Below are 20,300 nucleotides of genomic sequence, written 5' to 3' on the forward strand. Positions count from 1 at the left end.
AAAAAAGGATTCTTTTAAGATTAAGGTGCTGAATTTAAAGGGTTAAGTATGAAGTTCTTGATTGGGATATTTGTTTTTGGAACCTGCCATACACGACCAAATAACACCCAACATAAAATGGAAATGATCATTTCTCGAATCGGCATCTCATTTACCTAGGAAACGTTTAAATGTTTTGCATGCAAGCATCATATAAAATCAATTGCATTTACGTTTTTAGCGAACTGTCACTACTCTAAGCACGCACTTTTTACCCCAATCAATTAAAAAACAATTCCAAAGGTGAAGTATGCGTAACGCTAATTTACTTATGCTGTTTCCAATGGCATTCGCTTCTCAAGCTGCCAACGTTGTTGACTACTCGCAAGTTGACCTTTCTCAGGTCCTCAATCCGCCAACTGCTCGGGCATTTTCAGCACCTAACCAGCCTCTGGCTTATCAGGATGCCAGTCGTGTTAAAGCGGGCCCACAAACATTACTTCGCAAACAACAACTACATTATGGTGTACCAGTTTACGGCCAGTCTTTAGTTGCTCAGGTTTCCGCTCAAGGTACAGTGACACCGGTTGATGGCTCAGTCCTGACCGACATTGACGCCGATATTGGTTCTACCTTACCCATGCTCAACGCGAAGCAAGCGATAGAGCTGGCAAAAGGCAATAGCAAAGGTTTTGCCTCTCAAGCGATTCGCGACCCAAACGCAGAACTCATGATCTGGCAAGATGAGCAAGATATCGCTCGTTTGGTCTACAAAGTGGACTTTATTCAAATGAGTGGAATGGGCCCTTCAAGGCCGATTACACTTGTCGATGCCAAATCTGGTGACGTGCTTGATCGATGGGAAGGGATTGCTTTCATTGAAGCCGAAGGACCGGGCGGCAATAGGAAAAGTGGCCGTTACTACTTCGGACCTAAAACCCAATATGGCGGCTTTGAAGTAAACCAATACTGCCAAATGGATAGCCCAAATGTCATCACACTCAACATGAACAACCAGCAATACGGTGGGCAAGTTCATCAGTTTGACTGTAACGTCAACAACTACCGTAGCGTAAACGGTGCCTATGCACCGATGAATGATGCACACTACTTCGGTCAGCGCGTTTTCGATATGTACATGGATTGGCTCAACACCCGACCTATTCGCCAGAAACTGACCATGCGTGTGCACTATGGCTCCAACTACGGCAACGCGTTCTGGGATGGTCGCCAAATGACCTTTGGTGATGGTAACCAATCAATGTATCCACTCGCCACCTGGGATGTGATTGCGCATGAAGTCAGCCATGGTTTTACCGAGCAAAACTCTGGGCTGGAATACCGTGGTATGTCGGGTGGGATGAATGAGTCCTTTTCTGATGTCGCTGCGGCCGCACTCAGCCAGTACGTGCACGGTAGCTTCAACTGGAAAATGGGCGAACATGTCATGAAGTACTCTGATGCCATGCGTTACTTTATTCAGCCAAGCAAAGACGGCGTCTCCATTGACCATATCAACCAGTATTACAATGGTATCGACGTCCACCACAGCTCTGGTGTCTTCAACAAGGCATTTTATCATCTTGCCACCAGCTCAAACTGGGACATCAAAAAAGCGTTTATTGCCTATGCCACAGCTAACCAACTTTACTGGCGACCAAACTCTGATTTTCAGCAAGGTGCAGAAGGGGTTTGTAAAGCAGCTAATGAGCTGGGTTACGACACTTCGGCGGTAAGCCATGCGTTCGCTCAGGTGGGGATTCAGGTGACACAATGTTCGGCTGGACACCCAGATCCTGAACCGACACCAAATCCCGATATCGTTAGTCTACAAATCAATACGCCAAGTGCGATTCAATCAGCGGGTAATGACGTGCAACACTTCGTACTGAAGAATGCCCCATCTGAGGATATCTGGGTACAAACCTATAACGGTTATGGCAATGTTGATATGTATGTCGCGATAAATCGTCCTGCTTCACTGTCGGATCATGATTGTGCGTCCACCAACCGTGATAACAACGAATATTGTGGTTTCAGCGGTGTCGCGAATGCCGATGTTTATGTGATGGTCACAGGTGCGCGTAGCGCTTCAGATGCTTATGTTGGCGTTAGTGCCTATCTCGAACAACCGACACCAGAACCACAGGACTTGTGTGCTAACTTAGAAGAATGGTCACCGTATTACTATTACCCACAAGGCACTCAGGTGCAGTCCTACGGGAACCGCTTTATCGCTACCCAAACCAACTGGGGCGCCGATCCTTACAGTAACTATTGGTACTGGTCATTTGAAGGCAGCTGCCTACAATAAGCGGATAAAAAAAGAGCCCGCAAGCGGGCTCTTTAGTCAGGAGAACATAGTTACTGTTTTAGTATCTTATTTCCAAGACCACTGACTGCCGTCAACATCAGCTTGGACCAACCAGCTATTGGAATTCCATTTCAAAGCGTTATCAACACTATTTTTCAGCTGGCCATTTTCCATTCTCCATGTCTGATTCGGGCGCTGGCTACAAGTTTCCATAGTGATACTTGTCCCTTGCTGATCCAGACACAAACCTGGTGCTACCTTGCTGATCATCTTGCCTTCAGCTGTCAACTGCCATAATTGGTTGTCACCGCTGTGACAGCTCCAGCCATACACTCGTGCTCCTGGTGTCGCAGAACTTCCTTCAACGTCAAGACACTGGCTACCCTGAGTAGCAATTTGCTTCCATTGCTCGGCTGGTTGTTCGTCGCCTGAAGCCGCGCTAAACAAAGCTGAAACCACAGAAGTCATAGGTTGAGTGTAACGAGACGCTTTAGGCGCTCGGTCTTGCCAGCTCTGTGGAATTGGCTGAGTCACATCCCATTCACCACTGCCATCATAATAAGACTTCGCTACCGCTTCAGGGGTCGGTGTCCAAAGGAAATCAGGATGACGATTCTGATACCACTCGCCTCCGATGACATTGCCTTGCGCGTCAATTTCTAGGTCGTAGTAATACGTCACTCGCGAGACACCATCAAGCTTAGGCTTGTCGTAGTTTCGATGAGTTGGATTCGTCTCTACCATGTAATCAACTACCATCTGTACACCAACGACTGAGACAGCACGTGATGCACGATACTGGGTGAACTTATCTTTTTTGTAGTCCGCCATCGCGATAGTCACATCGGCTGGATTGCCTGATGAACGGTTGGTCTCTGGGTTAAAGTATTTAACCTGATAACCAAGAATAGGCTGGTTCCATACTTGGTAATCGTATGTCGCATCCATAATCATGCTACGACCAGTAATACCGATCTGGTTTAGTACGGATAAGTGCCAGCTTGCCGGGTTGTTGTCGACACAGTCAGGTTCGATAACACGGCCATTTTCGTCTTTTTCAGGATCCTTAATATTACAGCGACCACCGATAAAACGTGTATTGAACGGCGCTTCTGCCCAAAGCAGTGTGCCTAGAGCTTTGACGTCTGACGGATAGAATTTGAGCATCTCTCCGTTTGCATCAGGCACTGTAATCGACTTTTCAGGACGAGGAAGCATGTAAGCCGCGGCTGCCCAGCCATGACAAAGCCCCATCCAGCGCTCTACTTTGCCCTGAGACTCATAGTAACCTTTACCTGAATCCCACGAACGCTTGGTCAGCGTAAAGTTTTTATCGCCAACCAACAAATCATACTTTTCTGCTGGAGATAGTAAGTGGCGCTGCTCATTCGAGTAACTCTCTAGCGGTTTGATAGTGTGTGAAAAGTCGTAGTATTCCTGCCAATCTGACGCATAAAGTTCACGGTCAGAGTAGCGCCAAGCCGCTGCACCAGAGTACAGAGGCCAGTAAGTATCAGACCAAGGCTGAACATCCAGATACTTCGAATCTGGTGCAGCGTTATCCAATTCAACCAGATTACGAATCAGCGCATTACCGACATCAACCAAACGAGCTGGGTTGTCGTTGTTGAGGTTTGCAGAGAATCGAGGAGCAATAACTGGCTCCGCTCTTTCCATAACCGTTTCGCGCATTTGATCTCTGAAACGCTCAAGATCCTCAGCGCTCATGGTTTGATATTCGTCTCCTTCTTTCTCTGGTAACGCATCCATGACTTTTTGCGGATTGGCGTGAAAATCCGTCATAAACGCATCTATGCCTGTATTGTCCGCAATAGCGGTCAAAGGCACCGAGATAGACAACAAGGTGATGATTTTTTTCATTATATAACTCTACGTTGTTAGTTTTCGTGTTTTATCAGCCAGAGTGATACCTCTACTCTTGGCGGCAGGTAGAGTGGTGATCTTTGTTCCGTAAATCAATCGAGAAAATCAACCAAACATCAGAACCGTGAATAATTCCAACAAAAAACAGGCTGGGTAATTCAGTGTTTATCTAGAACTATTTTTGTTTATATATGAGAAGGTTAGTTGCAATGCCCTATTTTTGTTAACTTTGCTGTGCGAACAAAAATGCCCGCGTAGCGCGGGCATTTCGATGACTTGGTCAATTTTTACTCTTCGCTGAGCAAATCTAAGAAAAACGCGTATTCTAATGCGTCTTCTCGTAAACGCTTAAAGCGACCAGATGCACCACCATGACCTGCCTCCATGTCTGTTTTAAACAGCAGCACGTTGTCATCCGTTTTCAATTCACGCAATTTCGCCACCCATTTCATTGGCTCAAAATACTGAACTTGCGAATCATGCAGGCCTGTTGTCACTAACATGTTCGGGTAGCTCTGCGCTTTGACATTATCGTAAGGTGAGTAGCTCAGCATGTAATCGTAGTATTGCTTGTCGTTCGGGTTACCCCATTCGTCGTATTCATTGGTTGTCAGTGGAATAGACTCGTCCAGCATGGTTGTGACCACGTCGACAAACGGAACATGAGCAGCGATACCTCGATACAGCTCAGGCGCCTGATTGATAACCGCCCCCATCAGTAGGCCTCCCGCGGAGCCACCGACAGCAAACACTTTATCTTCTGCACCATAGCCAGCTTCCGTTAAACCTTTGGTGACATCGATAAAGTCATTAAACGTATTCTGCTTGGTTAACTTTTTACCGTCTTCATACCAAGGTCTTCCTAACATCTCTGAACCACGGATATGGGCAATGGCATAGACGAATCCGCGATCCAACAAACTCAGCCGCGCTGAGCGAAACGTAGGATCTATGGTGTGACCGTATGAACCATAACCGTATTGATAGATAGGATTCGTGCCGTCTTTTTTGAATTTATCTTTGCGGTAAACCAGCGAAACCGGCACTTGCTGACCATCTCGAGCGGTGATCATAATACGTTCTGATTGATAGTCATCAGCATCAAAATCACCCAGCACTGGCGTTTGCTTCATGATTGCAGATTCACCGGAGTTAAGGTCAAAATCATAATAAGTGCCTGGCGTGGTAAGGCTACTGTAATAAATCCGAACTTTTGAATTATCGAGCTCTAGGTTGCCAGTCATATAAGCGGCAAAGGCTGTGTCGTTAAACACTAATGGAAACTCCTTGCCCGTGGAAAGCTGACGCACCTTAACCGTGGTTAAGCCCTCTTTGCGCTGCTCATACACTAAATGGTCTTTAAACAAGGTGAAATCGACCAGTTGAGTTTGATTATCTGCGGCAATAACATCCTGCCATTTTGAACGGTCATTAACCTGATCTTTATGTACCTTCATTAAACGAAAGTTCACAGCCTGATAATTGGTGTAGATATAGTACCAGTCGCCGAGCTTGGCGATACTGTACTCAATGCCTTCTTCTCTTGGGTAGAAAGGTTGTGCCTTAGCTTCGGGATCATTGGCATCAATAACAGAAACCCCGCTTGTCTCCGTACTTGAGTGGAAGATATAGACTTGGTCGCCATCTTTACTCTTGCCTAACGACATGTAATACGCACTATCATCTTCTTGATAAATCAACGCATCGCTGCTTTGTGGCGTTCCTAACACATGTCGATAAACTTGGTAACCCAGCAACGTCTGAGGGTCTTTCTTAATATAGTAAAACGCTTGGTTGTCATTTTGCCAAGCCACACCGCTCGATGCCCCTTCCACTTCATCATTGAGATACTCGCCTGTGGCAATATCTTTGACTCGAATAGTGTAAATACGGCGGCTTAAGGTATCTTCTCCATACGCCAGCAAATTCTCATTCGGGCTAACATACAAACCGCCAGTGCTGAAAAACTCATGCTCTTTCGCCAACTCGTTAACGTCTAAAATGACGGTCTTATCTGTCCCTGAGAAATCTTTGGCACGCTGGTAGATAGGGTACTCATTGTCGCCAGATACTTGGTTCGAATAGAAATAACTTCCTTCTCTTACAGGCACTGAACTGTCATCTTTTGCGATACGCCCTTTAATCTCTTGGAATAACTTTTCCTGCCGCTGTTCAGTGTGCTTTAACACCGAATCCGTGTATTGATTTTCTTTTTCGAGATGCGCCAATATCTCGGCATCTTTTCGTTCATCGTCACGCATCCAGTAGTAATTATCTATACGACGCTCGCCGTGATGATTAAGCACATAAGGTTCTTTTTTAGCAACGGGAGCCGGAACTTGCTGTACTGCAAATTCTAATTGAGAAGGTTGAGCCACAGTTTGCACTCCTTGGGAACTGCACCCGGCAACAAGCGCCACAGATACAGCTACTATAGTTAGGGGAAAACGCATCTATCGATCCTTTAAACGTCCATTAAGCTGACTTATCCCACTCAGTGAACACATCGGTAAAACAGCTTAGATAGTGAAGCGCTACTGTTATAAAACTCAGCAAAAGAACTCCAATATCTTATATTTAACAGTCGGTTACGCTATCAAACATACATTCAAGGTTCAAATAGTATTAAGGGTTATTGTGTCGAAGGTGAGCAATCACTGACAAGCTACAAAACTGATATGCATACTATTGAACTTCATTACTCCTCTCTCTTTACAATAACTTCAAGTGCATCATGAGGCTAAAAGTTAACGCAAATGGACTTAGCGCAATTGGCGGACCGCCCGCAGAGCCTGATAAGCGCGCTTCTCTTATTGACGCATGGCACTTGATGTTTTGCCAATGATTTTACAGCGGTGAAACAAGTACCAGAATACCAAGACCTTCATCAACTCCAGTTGATACCTGCTATGTATACCCATGCAGACAACTCGAAGTATTTTTATCCGGTAATGGTGCTTGGCAACATACTTACGGTTTAAGTAATAATGGCGTTGCCTAACTATCAAATAGTTCATCGAGGCAAAGAGTGTGGAAAACGGGTATTAACAACGAAAATTTTAAGGTATCTTTTTATGGTGTTGAATATCCAAACTAGGCTCTCAAAGTGAATTACTACTTATTATTCGAAAAATTCGAGGATGGCGAAGGAATTTTCACTATTCAACAGCCGTGGTGTCAAGTGCTTAATTTTTATACCCCACAAAGCAAATTATTTAAGAAACGCCCGTACCTAGCCATCAATGAAGACTACAAAGAACGAGGTATGTCTGATTTTCTGAAAGTTGGCGTAGGCATGCTAGCAAGTAAAAAAGTACAGCAAATCTTTTTTGAAAATGGGTTCAGTGGTATTCAATTCGTCCCTGTTGATATTAGAAATGACGGTGATTCAAGTGAGTATGCATTTATCAATGCAACGGCACATTATGATTTTCTCGATCCCGTTGCTTCTGAGGCAGAGGACTTAAGTAAAACACTAGGCGGATATACCAGTGTTTTGGAAGAAGTTCTAGATATTGAAAAATTTAGATCGACAATTATCGAGCATGACTGTTTTACTCTATCAACATACAAAGACCCTTACTATGTTAGCGAAAAGGTCAAAAACGCATTGGTAGTCGCTGGCGTTACTGGAATAGAATTTATACCGATGGAATTTTCATGATAGAACAAAAATTTCAGCAACCTGGCTTGTTAGCAGAAACAGAGGCAAACCCTTTATTCCCTAGAATGGCTGATTTGGTGTTGGTGTTTTTCCCATCTCCAGGAGTATTTGTAAGAAATACACTCACGATACCTGATGAATTCAAAGCCGAAGCAACAGTATATTATGAAGCTGACGCGGAGCCTTATTCAGAAATGTACGTTTTCTTGCCTGCGGTTTTACCAAGTCAATACGATGCTGGAAGTAATCAATCTGGCATTGTCTATCGCAAAGATGAACTGCAGTTCGAACCAGCATTAATTCATGCATTAGTAGACCAAGTGACAGGGCCTATTGAACATCGCTCTGGTTAAGCTAAATTAACGATTTCGATAAAATATACTCATTGTCAGTAATTTATGATCTGATAAGGTTCAAAATAGATTGAGCACACTAGCCAGACCAACGGCCCTAATCTAACGGTATCAATCATAGTAACGGCTTTCAGAAATAGCTTTGACCAGATAATTGGCTTGATAATATCGCTGCACAATACGAAAATAATGCCTCCCCAAAACAGAAGCGAACTTAGAAGCGAAAAAGCGAAAATAATCAAAGTATGTATTGTTTGGAGATAGAAGACATATGGATATAGCGTACATAAATGAAGATTTTAATGAGGGTGAATCATTTTTTAGAACCGTTGACGTTCGTTCATCATTTTATGATGACAATGATTATACTCCTACTTCTTGTATCAACGAGCTAATTTGGTCAGACAGTGATATCTCTGATTTGGAAGCATTAGATTTAATCAAATGTGGCGCTTTCAATGTAACTAGGCCTATAGCAGAGTTGATTATGAGCTTTGATCCCTATGGTGTGGAATTTTATCCTGCAAAGTTAACATGTGCTGGAAATGGGGTACAAACAGAACGCTACATATTAGCAGTAGATAATCTGGTTGATGTAGTTGACTTTGACAAGAGCATTAAAGTAACGGACGTAACCACTCGTTTTTACTTATCTGATGAAAAAATCAAAAAACTTCCAGAATGTAAAAGGCATGTTTTTAAACCAATTGGAATGACTAAAACTTTCTTTTCAATAGAATTGTTTAATGCTCTTGTACGTTTAGGTATGGAGGGTAAGATAAATACTAGTATTATAGCTTATTCATTTGATACATCAGAAGAAACACCAAGAATCTAGACATACTGCCTTAATAGCCCTAATTTGGCGAGTATCCTATCTATAAATAATAGCAAAAATCACTGAATACCACTCATAAGAGAGTGTAGTTCAGAGTAAAAGGTGCAGAAACTGCAACGATCTGTATTAACTAAATGTATGATCTTACGAGTGAAAACTCACTATTTTAAGATATTCAAATGTTCAAGTTGAACTGTGACGAAGAAGTACTAGAAAACGGATATGAAAGAACAATACTTGATACTCACCAAACAAACCTTAGATAGCTTTCCTTTTCAACCAACCTCGATAGCTATGTTTTCAGGGGAACCAGACTTACTATTGGAACTGACCTTTTCACCAAAGCTATTTATTGTTAAAGATATCGCCTCAAAAATAGAGCAATGGGTACAACATGGTGTGGAATGGGTAGATGCTCGTGTTGATTGCTCGCCGAGTCAACCCTCGGATGACCAACTAAAAGTTTACGAAAACTTCCGTATGCCATATATCCATCAAACCTACAGGTTAACGGACAAAGAAAAGCAGTATGGTAAGTTGAACTGGTTAAACGCGACTTCCATACAGTTTGACTTCTCCAAACTTGAAAGTGTTCCTCTAGAGGAACGATTGATATTTAAACTAGAGGAAGATTTTGGATTAGTTTTTATTCACCAGAGTGTTATTGATCTTCTTATGAAGTATGTCAAAAGCGTTTGGATTAGAGACGTGTAGATAAAGTCTCTTTTGCCATGTTTTTCATTTATATTAATGAGAAACTATGCTTACGCCTTCATAACGTCTTGCTAAAAATTGAGCTAGATATCTTTGATGTAAACTCAAACTTATTAGATTGACTAAATATTATATCAACCTGTTAACAACACTTTCTTTAATCCTCATAGATATGCTTGAATCAACATCTACACAATGTATTAATGATGGAGCGTTAATATCAGTAAATGCTCCCTCAATTATATATTTATAATCACCATCACCTTGATGATATACTAGCGTTGCGTCATCAAACTCAACTTGGCAAGATGGATCAAAATCAATAGTAAAAGTCAAATAAAATGACAATTCATCTTCAGAATTTTTAACATCACAATCGACTACATTAAAACAATCATTAATATATCCTTCAACCATATCCTCTGCATAAAAATTGGGTATGCTTTCGCTAATTGATGTAAAGTTTAAATATGGTGTGACAACTCTACTATCCTTTAAAGTTATATCCAAGTACTGTTCTTCTAAGACGTAGCTTGAAATTATTTCTTTTCTCACTATAAAATCAACATTGAAAGTAAAACGCTTGACATTAATCATAAAAACTTCGCTCTTAGAGCATTCCCAATTTACACCATTCGTTGACATGATATTAATATCAATCTTGATTTCAAGATAAAGTTATTCGTTCAAATTTAGCCTGAATCAATTGAGTATTAACTTGTATCTTTCTCTAATTTTCTCATTCCACATTAAAGTCGAGCATACCCGACTTAGTCCATAGAGCATCTACAATATAGATACCTAATGCCCGACCTACGCTATACAAGGGATAGCTTAGTAGGCACAATCAAGCTTAATCGTTGACGATGTTGATCCTAGCTGTGATTGTGATGGCTTAGCACATGAGTACCAAGCCATACACGCAATAATAGAAGGCGTCATTACGGCCTTGCTATCCCACCTGCTCAACGATATCGGCGTATCTTTCACTGGCCATTACAGGAATAAACTCCGTAATAACGTAACTGGCTGCACCACTTTGGATAAATGGGTCTGACGCTAATATGTCGACCAGTTCTTCCTTGGTTGGATGGGCCGAAATCAATAAACCACCAGTTCTTGGCACTTTTCTACCACCAAACATCAGTAGATTCGACTGATACTGCTGCTCCAAGTATTTTTTATGCTGTTCCGTCAACGCTGGAGTAATCTTGCTCATGTCTGTGAAATTTAGATCAACCAAATACATCTCTGCCTCGCTTTACGATGAGTTAAATTGTAAAATGCTACTTATTTCGTAGCAAACTATAGCGCTACTAATTTAGAAGCACAAGAGAAATGAAGACACCAATACCAAACACACCGGTTCGAGGCTCCACATCTGGTATAGCGATTATGGCTGTATTTGATTTGCTCGGAAGGAAGTGGAATATGAGAATTCTATGGGAACTCAGCGCAAAGCCCTTAACCTTTAGAGCGTTGCAAAGCCAGTGCGAAGGAATGTCTCCTTCTGTTTTGAACAGTAGAATTAAGCAGCTTTCAGAAGCAAAGCTCGTCTGCAAAACAGAACAAGGCTACACACTGACACCACTCGGCTACTCTCTGATGCAAACACTCGACCCTTTGAGAGATTGGGCAGCCGCGTGGGAAGACGAACTGAAGCATTAACCGCCATAACAAGCCTGACCATTGCCTGCAATTAACCTAGGTGGCTGTAGATTTGATCGAGGATGTGTGCCAGCTTAACGGCTAACCCTGAACCGTTTGCTGACAGAGCTCTAAGACTTTGTTGCGCAACCAAACATGGGCAGGATCATAGTGCAGTTTTTCATGCCATATCATTGTAGGGCTAAATGAAGGTAGGTTTATCGGTAATTCAAGTAGTTCAATTGGCATTGTTGTGGCCATTTTGTTGGCTAGCTGACGGGGGGTTGTCAATATCAAGTCACTTTCGGCCACGATGTTAAAAGCCACTAGAAAGTGGGGGACTTTAGCAACTACCCTTCGAGTCAGTCCATGCTGCTTTAACGCTACATCTACAGCACTGTGTCCGTGTCCTGTAATAATTACCGACACATGGGACATAGCCACGTAGTTATCTAGCGTCAGTGGCTGGCTAGCAACAGTATGCCCCTGACGAACAACACATACGTAGTCTTCATCATACAGTCGTCGGCTATAAAACCTTGCTGGCAAATTTTCAAACAGACCGATTGCCAGATCGGCCGCTCCTTGAGCAATAAGATCAACATTATCACGCGTTGATGGAGGGACAATTAAATCCATTTTCGGTGCTAAACAAGCAAGCATTTTTATCACTTCTGGCATCCACAGAAATGCCAAGTGATCAGCCGTGGCGATGCTAAATTGGCCAGATGTTGTTTCTGGTGAAAACTCTGCAGGGACAACAATTGCACGTGCGTCATCTAGCAACTTAGCCACCTGAGACGATAAGGCTAAAGCTCTTGGTGTCAGTTCCCACCCTTTCGCCGTTCGTACGATAATCCTGTCATTTAAAACATGACGTAAACGTCCTAAACCCCGGCTCGCTGCAGGTTGACTCAAACCAAGTCGAGCACCAGCCTGAGTTACGCTGCCTTCTTTGATCAAGGCATCAAACAATTTGAGTAAATTCAAATCGACCTGGTATACATCCGATTTTTGCATACTGATTATATCCTATATGCATTTTAATTATGTTGGGCAAATCTATACCATTCCTATATCAAAGTCTACGTTACACTGAATAGGAAAAAGTCTATGAATACGAGTAAGTTATATGTGGTCACGGGTGCGACTGGACGCACAGGTTCGGCCGCTGCCAAAACATTGCTAAACGCCAATCATCGAGTGAGAGTCATAGTACGCGATGCCTCCAAAGCACAAGAATGGATAAGCCTAGGAGCCGAAGTCGCTGTCGCTGATCTTAGTAACTCATCGGATCTCGCGCAGGCATTTACCGGCGCTGACGGAGCTTATATTGTCAGTCCGCCACAATACCAGTCACACACACTGTTTAAGCAGGCTGAACTGATGGCGCAGTGTATTGCACAAGCCGTGAACAAAGCTAAGTTGCCAAAATTGGTCGTATTATCTTCAATCGGTGCAGACCAACCGACCAATACTGGCTGGATCGCGATGAATCGCCTCCTCGAGACGGCGTTAAAAGATTGCGGCGCAGCGGTAGCATTCTTGCGTGCGGCCTACTTCATGGAAAACTGGGCACCGCTCTTAACCGTCGCTTTAGAACAAGGCCAATTGCCTAGTTTTCTCTCTCCTACAGATCGCAAGTTGCCTATGATCGCGACCTCTGACATTGGCAAAATAGCCGCCTGCACGCTTTGCGAAGATTGGAATGGTATCCGATTGATCAATCTTGAAGGCCCTAGCAGCTATTCACCAAATGACGTCGCAGCGCATTTAACCACCAAAACGAGCGTGCCGATTGAGGCAACCACCATTGCCGAATCCGATTGGCCACAAGCGGTGTCACAGAACAAATTTTCCCCCCAAGCCTTAGCTGGATTCATTGAAATGACACAAGGGCTGAATTCAGGCCACATTGCTTTTGCAGAAGATTCACAACTGGAGCACATCTCCGGGACCATCAGTCTCCATCAAGTGATTGACTCACTGGTTGGCCGCTGATCACTATCAAAGCGAGCTTGATGCTCGCTTTTTTCATGTCCCAATACTGAGTTGAATTGCTCCAAAATTCGTGATTCTGTCGGTAAAACGGCAGCGATGGAGCACCAAACGTCTTTATTACAACGATAACTGTAATCGAAGCATCGGGTATTTTAAGCTCATCGAGCAATGAACATCTTGAACAATAATCTGAGTACTGATCGGGAATAGCCTAATCATCCAACGCGACTTGATCAATTTGCTTTCAGCCAATTACAAAAATACATGTTCAATGCGGAAAGCATTCAAGACAAACAATAACATTAAAACAATTGATGACATCATGGCTTGCCATATTAAGAATCTCATTCTTATGCTACAAAAAATAAAGGGTTCTGTCGTCTCGCGATGAGATGAATGTGCGTGTATTGTTCCGCGCCCCCCTTTGGTACACGACTGTGACCCTATTAATCCGCTATTATCTTAGACATAAATTCTATCTTACTTGTTGATTAGCCGAATAAAGTAAAACCATTAGTCGCTACACATTAGAGCACATGCAGCGCCTTAAAAAGTCGACAATAATGGCCTCTTATTATTAACCTGGCGATGCTTTTTCAATACTCATGACAATAATCAACACTTCATCCTATTTAATAAAACCCAGTTAAAAACAATTACTAATTTAACACCTACTAATATTTTGGACCGACCAGTGACTTAAATTGGCAAATAAAGAAAACAACATATCATTCCAATTTATAAAATGTGACGTTAGATAGATTATGGCTATTTCAAGTTGAATTTAGATCTAATTAACCACAGTCTTATAACTGAGAATAAATTAATAACTCTAAAGCTTTTCGCATAGACAACATACTAAATGACGCACCCTAACTTTAAATTTTAAAGCCGCCGACATGAGTATCTATCGATAACTCATTCACACCCTAGGTACTGGTATGTCGTCATACTACTGATGTTTTTCTCAGCTAAAAAAAGGAGGCAAATATTAATTAAACAAATGAAATTTAAGAAGTAAACGAGCAGTCTCATCAGAAAAATACAATATCAAGGAACATAACTTTGAATAAAAAAAATATAAATGCGCTTAGCTTAACAGCGCTAGCCTTGAGCATGTCTACGCCAGCAATGGCTCAGCTATCAGATAAGTGCGGTGCCTACGTCAATCGCCAAGCTGGCTCTAACCCCACAACGGGATATGACGGCGGTGGTGTCGCGATACTGACCGCCAACCAGATTATTACCACCAGTTTATCCCTGCTACAGCTTTCGACCGCTGAAAAGGTTTTTCCTTTTGCTTCGCTGTGGCTTAGAGGTTTTACCGAAGAGAAAACCAACGCACCGGATGCCGAGTTGGTTGGATGTTTGCAGGAGTTTGATCAAAGAGTATCGACACTTGAAGAGTACAACTTGTTTGGTGAAGCAAAAATTGAAATTAATAACAATAGAAACTACATCAAAACTAAGATCATTGATCAAAGCGACTATTCTGCACATAAAGAAGGATATAGAAAATACGATGCGGTTGCTGAAAAGCTTGGTGGGACGATCAACTACTTTTTGAATGCCACTTCTGGTCGTTCTGGCAACAAATACAGAGCGATTAAAAATGACGCTGTCGTGGCCATGCTCCATTCTAAGATACTCGCATTTGCCCACAACTTAGAATACAACGCCTATTGTGCACAACGAGGCGGTTATGCGTGGAATAATAACGCGATCAACATGATGGCGACTCCGTCAGCCGCGAACTATGGCCAAATGGATTACGCTGCAATGAAAGTCGCCGCAGACCAATCATGGGCGAGTGAAGACTTGATGACGTGGCGTAATAATAGATCAGGATGCGAACTGGGCCGAGATGCCTACTCTAGATTCAAGAATCTATTAGCTGAGCGAGTTGGCACTAGCACAGTGGCTGAAGCACTTGCCAATCTCGGTTTAACCATCACCCTACGGCCAGACAGTAACTTCCTTTCCGTTTCGATTGACAATGTTGGGGCCTCAAAGCTTTACCAATACCGCAAAAGTGTCGTTGGACAGTGCCACACTCGATTCAGACATTTTCAATCAGGCAAGAATCGACACGGAAGTTTCATCATAGGGACTCGTGTGTGGGCAAGCGCTGAAGACTATGGACCAGCCAGTTCCGTTAAGTTTAATGTCTCTGATATGGAAGGCACGGGGCGTTATAAGTCAAAAGTTGATCAGCTGCGCCGAGAATGTGAATCATGGCGAAATCAACGTTTTAATGTCGCCTATGGTGAAGTTCGAGCTTATCTCAACTCTATCAAGACTATGCTTGAGTCCATCTCTCTAGTGGATTACATCAGGCCGGTCAATGAACTTGCGGGTAAAGCCACCCCTTTCAAAACCTACAATATCAACTCGATACACCCCGAGTTCCCTCAGGGTTACATGTTAGTACCACAATACACTGCCGACTTATCCGGAGACATCTCAGGTAATTTTAATACCTATCAGATAAAACACACACCAAGCAATCAATACCTAAAGCACAGCTACGCTATGGGTGTTACCACCAGTACTGACGGTTCGAGCACCGACAGCCATTGGTTGTTCTCACAATCGTGGCCCGGAGGAGCGAAACAGATCAAAAACCGCAGCACTGGCCAGTGTTTAAAGGTCAATGACGGACAATTGAGCGCCACAGACTGTGGAAACCAGTCTGCACAATGGGATACTCGCAGCTTGGTTGGTGATCCTAGTGCCTCACCAGTGACATTAAGTTCGACCATGCATACAGGCCGATGTCTGGCGCTAGATGGTCCGATACGCAATTTAAGTCGCCTGATCGCGACCCATTGCAACTCAAATAATGCTACTCAGCAATTTCAAGCTGGTCCAAATGATACACTAAAGGTTGGTAGCTTGTGCCTCGATGTTTTCCAAGCAAATGCGGCTGTCGGTGAGAAAGTCATCTCTTATGGCTGCCATGGCGGTCTCAACCAGAAATGGATGTTGAAGAACAATGGTTTAGTTCAGAGCTTTATGAACAACTCCAAAGGAGAGGCACTCTGTCTGGAAGTGGATGGCAGTGGTAATAACCTCACATTGCAGATATGTAATTCCAACCAGGTGAGACAGAAGTTTACGCGGCCAGCCACTCCATTAAAGGCACAACTGGTTCTGCACAAATCGACGTTTGAAGGCCAATGCATAGTCGCAAATGGCGGCACGGTTACCACTGGTAGTTGTAGCAAAACGAATTCAAACCAGCAATTTACCCTAGCTCAACACAACAGCATTAAGATAAATGGACAATGTTTAGAGTACTCAAATGGCAATCTCAGCCCACAAAATTGCCACTATGGCTCTAGCCAAGCATGGGAGTTAAATAATGATGGCGGTATACAAGCTCAAGGCACAGCACAATGTTTAGAGCCAACTAAAATCAATAATGTGATTTCCTTTGATTTACAAACATGCAGTAGCACCAATCCTGCGCAAAGGATTATTCGAAAAGCCATCTAGTGACCATATAGAACCCAATGAGATGGCGTAGTCGGTGTTTGGATACGTTCCAGTCAAACGACTACCGATTGATCTAAATAGCAAACGCCGCTAATACAGCGGCGTTTTTATTGGTCACGTTTATAATGTCTACCTGCATGTTTGACATCGGCACTTAACTATCCTCGAATCGCGCATAATCAACGCCTTTTAGCGCCTCATCTCTGCTACCTTCTCTCGCTGATAGTGATACAATCCCCGCATTAGAATGACCGAGATACTCTATGTTTATCCATCACGTTAACGGCATCGACTGGTTGGTGATTACCGCTTTTGAAGAACTGAAACCTCTATTTATCGAAGACGCTGGCACGATCCCCTCATGTTTCTCTGCTGCGAGCGAACTGAGCCTGATTGATCAAGCCAAGCGCAATTATGGATATTTACCCACATTCAGCGGCATTATTACTGATACTGGCACCTTTCAACGCCAAGGTGACCAAGAAGACTTGAATCCACAGCTTGCCTGCCTAGTCGAGGGGCGTGGTCGAGTGTTTATCTATCACGGCAGCTTTGTCGCTTTTGTCGATGACGAGCAAACCTTTATTACTCAAATGGACTGAGGATTATCCAGTGGGTTGACCACCTGTTATGTATAAGGTGTATCTTAACACCTGTAATCAGGTGGCCAAATTCACTATGCCACTACACAAACATGACTTGAAGAGTACAATAAATTTAATGACTAATATTCATATGTATCGTATTCGAAATCATAAGCTCGAACAGGGACTACTTTTGTAACCTTAGTCGTTGTCTTCACTCTATTTACTATAAAATTTTTATTCTGCTCAAAAAATTCATCATTGCTATAGAACAATATCAACTGCGGATTGTCAGGAAAATATCGATCGAGCGTATCATAAAACGATATGGCACCAAAAACTGCATCTAATGTCTCTGGATCAACAAGGATAAACCCCTTTTTTCCTCTGCAAGATACTTTGCTGCATGCACTACCAAAAAGAAGCCCATTTTCAAATACAAGATCGTCTCCTTTCCCTTTTAATGCTCTATACATTGCGCCTATCGATCCCATTTCTCGTACGTAATCTTCAGTTTCAACAACACTATCATAAAGTCGATTATAACGAGCGGCCAAGAACTCCAGAAAATTCGGATTATTAATAAGTTGATCCATGCTCGTAACATTTGGAAGCTCACGCTTGAGGGACTCAAGTGCAATCTGATGGTGTAGTTCACCAATACGTTGACCATAGATAGGAATGCATTCAGATACACCATAAGAGCACTGACCATCACGCTGTTCCCACCACTCTAGTTGCTCTTTCTTGAGTATTTTTTGTTGCTGTGGAGACAAGAGCGATCGTAAATCTCTATATTTCGCACCAAGTATTTCATCAAATGTGTTTAAAATCGGCTCTCGACAAATCATTTTCTCAGCAGAAGAAACTGCTTTTGTGCAATCAAAGCTTGCTGCTTCAAGGAAAAAACTTGGTACGACTAACAAAGCCATCAAAAATAACTGGATTTTCATTCATTTACCTATATCGTTTTTTCCCATTATATACAATAATTTAAAATAAGGTAATACTAAGTCACCGTTCTAAAATAAATTCTTCGCTTGATAGGTTAACCAATTTAAAAATACATGTTCAGATAATAATAAAAAATCACTTGGTATCACAGCTAGATTCTGAAATAAATATAAAAATTACGACAAAACATACCTTTATTTGGATTATCTCTGTAATTAATCATATGCTACCAAGTATTTTTATATTGAAAACATTTGACATAACAAATATATAAAGTGACTATTTCTTTAATTAATTATTCAAAGAGAAACTTGCTAATTCCACGTTTTACTATCATCCTTTAAATAAGGAAATTTTTTCTTTGTATATATTGTTTTATATAAACAAGATGAAATAATTGTGTTCATCGTGTATATCAAGTATATTATGGAATTATTAATCATCAAGATATGAAAGTTAAAAACCAATATTTGGAGGTTATAAAATGAGCCATTATTACTTTTCAAGAGAGATCGTTGCCACTCCTTTTTATGATTTTCCTGACGAGTTTTGTGACTCTGTGCCCTCAAACGCTTTTACGTATCCAACCCAACCAATTCCACTTGTAAAAAAAATTGATGTAATTGAAGATTACAGTATTGCAGATGTTTTCTTATTTCCATCATTAAGCATCAGACATGACTTATTTCAAAAGATGTCTTTAGATAAAGTTTATGGTGTTAACTGGGTTGATATAATACTCATTGATAAAGGCCGCCATAAATATAAAACTCTTCAACTATGCAATGAAATTAAAATTATAGACAGAGTAAAAAGTGAATTTGATTTTTATGATGAGTTCGAAAGTGGTGAGTTTATTTCAGGAATGAATCGATTAGTAACTAACGAAGAAATACTTAAAAATGTAGACAAAAAAGAAAGACTAATATTTAGAGACCCCGGTTGGAAAGACAAAATATTCTACCATGAGTCTATTGTAGAAAATGTAATTAATGCAGGAGTAACAGGTATTGAGTTCTTTTCTGTAGACGAATATTCGGAGTTTGTTTAAATGTCTCTAAGGTTTTAGAAGCCTTAGAGAGGCACTTTCGGAGAATCGAAGTAATATTTTTTTCCTACCCTGATCTATACATAACATTTGTGTCTACTCAGTAATGGTTTTTTGGGGGTCTGCGTTATCCGGTCTACATAAAAATGGCTAGAGGGCGTAACACTTTGGCCTACTGAGTTTGATTTTGGTAAGCATAAAGAAGATTGCGCTTTGTATTTGACGACTAAAATGAACTTTATATAAATAAGAAATTTGTACAGGATTTAAAATCAGCAGTTTGTGTTGATATTTTGTATGCATTATTCAGGAACTACACCAATATTTGTGATAGAAGAGCAGAATGCGGGGTTTATGACGCGCTTACGCATTTTCGGCCTTTGTTATTTTCTTAGGCAAACAGGGATGATTAGCAAGATAATGAACAGGGCGTACAGGAGAGGTAACAGTGAGACTGCGACGCCTGCAAATATGGCTTGATTATCAAGCACATTGGAAAAAGTAGCGATAATGCCAGCGATACCACCAAAGAACCCAGAAACCAACGCTGTCATGGATACGGATGAAAAGAGTTTGTCTTTGGAGTAAAGAAAGCTACCCACACCAACTAGAAATGACGGAAGAAAGACTGTCATCAAAGAAGTAACGTCAACGTAAATATCAACACCAGTCAGAACTAACAACGTAGAGACTACATACAGAACTACAAGAACATAGATACAATAGAAATACTGAAACTTCATGTCATTACCACCAATAACCATACATAATGCTATCCGGATTTTTTGGTAATCTCATCATAGAATCTCGGTCTTTTAAATA

The 20,300-nt window shown here is 41.9% G+C and carries 17 protein-coding genes; 10 read left to right on the plus strand and 7 right to left on the minus strand.

What is annotated here, in order from left to right; all coding sequences use genetic code 11:
• Positions 1 to 289: 289 nt before the first annotated feature.
• The gene (locus tag OH455_RS08085) at positions 290 to 2,293 is read left to right on the plus strand and encodes a M4 family metallopeptidase (RefSeq protein WP_269981008.1); all 2,004 of its coding nucleotides are present in this window, start codon (positions 290 to 292) and stop codon (positions 2,291 to 2,293) included.
• Positions 2,294 to 2,359: 66 nt separating this feature from the next.
• On the opposite strand, the gene OH455_RS08090 is transcribed toward OH455_RS08085, so the two are convergent.
• Together OH455_RS08090 and OH455_RS08095 are read right to left on the minus strand one after the other, a co-directional pair.
• Complete coding sequence (locus OH455_RS08090; protein WP_045975617.1) at positions 2,360 to 4,174, minus strand: ricin-type beta-trefoil lectin domain protein; 1,815 nt, start codon at positions 4,172 to 4,174, stop codon at positions 2,360 to 2,362.
• A 290-nt stretch (positions 4,175 to 4,464) separates the two neighbouring features.
• On the minus strand, positions 4,465 to 6,630 hold the full coding sequence (locus tag OH455_RS08095; protein ID WP_269981009.1) for a S9 family peptidase: 2,166 nt from the start codon (positions 6,628 to 6,630) through the stop codon (positions 4,465 to 4,467).
• Positions 6,631 to 7,283: 653 nt separating this feature from the next.
• Here OH455_RS08095 and OH455_RS08100 point away from each other — a divergent pair.
• The 4 genes from OH455_RS08100 to OH455_RS08115 all read left to right on the plus strand — a co-directional run bounded on the left by OH455_RS08100 (position 7,284) and on the right by OH455_RS08115 (position 9,746).
• Positions 7,284 to 7,841: an imm11 family protein gene (locus OH455_RS08100; protein ID WP_269981010.1), complete on the plus strand. Its 558-nt coding sequence runs from the start codon at positions 7,284 to 7,286 to the stop codon at positions 7,839 to 7,841.
• Positions 7,838 to 8,194 (plus strand): hypothetical protein, encoded by a 357-nt coding sequence (locus OH455_RS08105; protein ID WP_269981011.1) that lies wholly within the window; start codon positions 7,838 to 7,840, stop codon positions 8,192 to 8,194. Before OH455_RS08100 ends, OH455_RS08105 begins: the two co-directional genes overlap by 4 nt.
• Before the next feature lie 271 nt (positions 8,195 to 8,465).
• Positions 8,466 to 9,032 (plus strand): imm11 family protein, encoded by a 567-nt coding sequence (locus OH455_RS08110; RefSeq protein ID WP_269981012.1) that lies wholly within the window; start codon positions 8,466 to 8,468, stop codon positions 9,030 to 9,032.
• 222 nt (positions 9,033 to 9,254) lie between these two features.
• Positions 9,255 to 9,746 (plus strand): hypothetical protein, encoded by a 492-nt coding sequence (locus OH455_RS08115; RefSeq protein WP_045975621.1) that lies wholly within the window; start codon positions 9,255 to 9,257, stop codon positions 9,744 to 9,746.
• A gap of 129 nt (positions 9,747 to 9,875) precedes the next feature.
• On the opposite strand, the gene OH455_RS08120 is transcribed toward OH455_RS08115, so the two are convergent.
• Together OH455_RS08120 and OH455_RS08125 are read right to left on the minus strand one after the other, a co-directional pair.
• The gene (locus tag OH455_RS08120) at positions 9,876 to 10,343 is read right to left on the minus strand and encodes a hypothetical protein (protein WP_269981013.1); all 468 of its coding nucleotides are present in this window, start codon (positions 10,341 to 10,343) and stop codon (positions 9,876 to 9,878) included.
• A gap of 355 nt (positions 10,344 to 10,698) precedes the next feature.
• Positions 10,699 to 10,995, minus strand: a complete 297-nt coding sequence (locus OH455_RS08125; RefSeq protein WP_045975623.1) for a YciI family protein — start codon at positions 10,993 to 10,995, stop codon at positions 10,699 to 10,701.
• Positions 10,996 to 11,141: 146 nt separating this feature from the next.
• Between OH455_RS08125 and OH455_RS08130 the strand changes: the two genes are divergently transcribed.
• Positions 11,142 to 11,414, plus strand: a complete 273-nt coding sequence (locus OH455_RS08130) for a winged helix-turn-helix transcriptional regulator (RefSeq protein ID WP_269981014.1) — start codon at positions 11,142 to 11,144, stop codon at positions 11,412 to 11,414.
• An 81-nt stretch (positions 11,415 to 11,495) separates the two neighbouring features.
• Here OH455_RS08130 and OH455_RS08135 read toward each other — a convergent pair whose 3' ends face one another.
• Positions 11,496 to 12,413: a LysR family transcriptional regulator gene (locus OH455_RS08135; RefSeq protein ID WP_269981015.1), complete on the minus strand. Its 918-nt coding sequence runs from the start codon at positions 12,411 to 12,413 to the stop codon at positions 11,496 to 11,498.
• Positions 12,414 to 12,506: 93 nt separating this feature from the next.
• Between OH455_RS08135 and OH455_RS08140 the strand changes: the two genes are divergently transcribed.
• The 3 genes from OH455_RS08140 (at position 12,507) to OH455_RS08150 (ending at position 17,494) form a co-directional block, all read left to right on the plus strand.
• Complete coding sequence (locus tag OH455_RS08140) at positions 12,507 to 13,394, plus strand: NmrA family NAD(P)-binding protein (RefSeq protein WP_269981016.1); 888 nt, start codon at positions 12,507 to 12,509, stop codon at positions 13,392 to 13,394.
• A gap of 1,065 nt (positions 13,395 to 14,459) precedes the next feature.
• Entirely contained in the window at positions 14,460 to 16,892 is a 2,433-nt protein-coding gene (locus OH455_RS08145) for a ricin-type beta-trefoil lectin domain protein (RefSeq protein ID WP_269981017.1), read from the plus strand.
• Between the two features lie 263 nt (positions 16,893 to 17,155).
• Positions 17,156 to 17,494 (plus strand): cytosolic protein, encoded by a 339-nt coding sequence (locus OH455_RS08150; RefSeq protein ID WP_269981018.1) that lies wholly within the window; start codon positions 17,156 to 17,158, stop codon positions 17,492 to 17,494.
• 122 nt (positions 17,495 to 17,616) lie between these two features.
• On the opposite strand, the gene OH455_RS08155 is transcribed toward OH455_RS08150, so the two are convergent.
• Positions 17,617 to 18,429: a lysozyme inhibitor LprI family protein gene (locus OH455_RS08155; RefSeq protein WP_269981019.1), complete on the minus strand. Its 813-nt coding sequence runs from the start codon at positions 18,427 to 18,429 to the stop codon at positions 17,617 to 17,619.
• 485 nt (positions 18,430 to 18,914) lie between these two features.
• On the opposite strand from OH455_RS08155, the gene OH455_RS08160 reads away from it, so the two are divergent.
• Positions 18,915 to 19,481: a hypothetical protein gene (locus tag OH455_RS08160; RefSeq protein ID WP_269981020.1), complete on the plus strand. Its 567-nt coding sequence runs from the start codon at positions 18,915 to 18,917 to the stop codon at positions 19,479 to 19,481.
• 380 nt (positions 19,482 to 19,861) lie between these two features.
• Here the strand turns inward: OH455_RS08160 and OH455_RS08165 are convergent, their stop codons facing one another.
• Positions 19,862 to 20,221 (minus strand): hypothetical protein, encoded by a 360-nt coding sequence (locus OH455_RS08165; RefSeq protein WP_269981021.1) that lies wholly within the window; start codon positions 20,219 to 20,221, stop codon positions 19,862 to 19,864.
• Positions 20,222 to 20,300 lie beyond the last annotated feature (79 nt).

This window comes from Vibrio sp. T11.5, from assembly GCF_027587155.1.
GTDB lineage: Bacteria > Pseudomonadota > Gammaproteobacteria > Enterobacterales > Vibrionaceae > Vibrio > Vibrio neptunius.

Coding starts and splice junctions, on each gene's coding strand:
- OH455_RS08085 (WP_269981008.1), top strand. CDS start 290: ATGCGTAACGCTAATTTACTTATGCTGTTTCCAATGGCATTCGCTTCT.
- OH455_RS08090 (WP_045975617.1), bottom strand. CDS start 4,174: ATGAAAAAAATCATCACCTTGTTGTCTATCTCGGTGCCTTTGACCGCT.
- OH455_RS08095 (WP_269981009.1), bottom strand. CDS start 6,630: ATGCGTTTTCCCCTAACTATAGTAGCTGTATCTGTGGCGCTTGTTGCC.
- OH455_RS08105 (WP_269981011.1), top strand. CDS start 7,838: ATGATAGAACAAAAATTTCAGCAACCTGGCTTGTTAGCAGAAACAGAG.
- OH455_RS08110 (WP_269981012.1), top strand. CDS start 8,466: ATGGATATAGCGTACATAAATGAAGATTTTAATGAGGGTGAATCATTT.
- OH455_RS08115 (WP_045975621.1), top strand. CDS start 9,255: ATGAAAGAACAATACTTGATACTCACCAAACAAACCTTAGATAGCTTT.
- OH455_RS08120 (WP_269981013.1), bottom strand. CDS start 10,343: ATGATTAATGTCAAGCGTTTTACTTTCAATGTTGATTTTATAGTGAGA.
- OH455_RS08125 (WP_045975623.1), bottom strand. CDS start 10,995: ATGTATTTGGTTGATCTAAATTTCACAGACATGAGCAAGATTACTCCA.
- OH455_RS08130 (WP_269981014.1), top strand. CDS start 11,142: ATGGCTGTATTTGATTTGCTCGGAAGGAAGTGGAATATGAGAATTCTA.
- OH455_RS08135 (WP_269981015.1), bottom strand. CDS start 12,413: ATGCAAAAATCGGATGTATACCAGGTCGATTTGAATTTACTCAAATTG.
- OH455_RS08140 (WP_269981016.1), top strand. CDS start 12,507: ATGAATACGAGTAAGTTATATGTGGTCACGGGTGCGACTGGACGCACA.
- OH455_RS08150 (WP_269981018.1), top strand. CDS start 17,156: ATGTTTATCCATCACGTTAACGGCATCGACTGGTTGGTGATTACCGCT.
- OH455_RS08155 (WP_269981019.1), bottom strand. CDS start 18,429: ATGAAAATCCAGTTATTTTTGATGGCTTTGTTAGTCGTACCAAGTTTT.
- OH455_RS08160 (WP_269981020.1), top strand. CDS start 18,915: ATGAGCCATTATTACTTTTCAAGAGAGATCGTTGCCACTCCTTTTTAT.
- OH455_RS08165 (WP_269981021.1), bottom strand. CDS start 20,221: ATGAAGTTTCAGTATTTCTATTGTATCTATGTTCTTGTAGTTCTGTAT.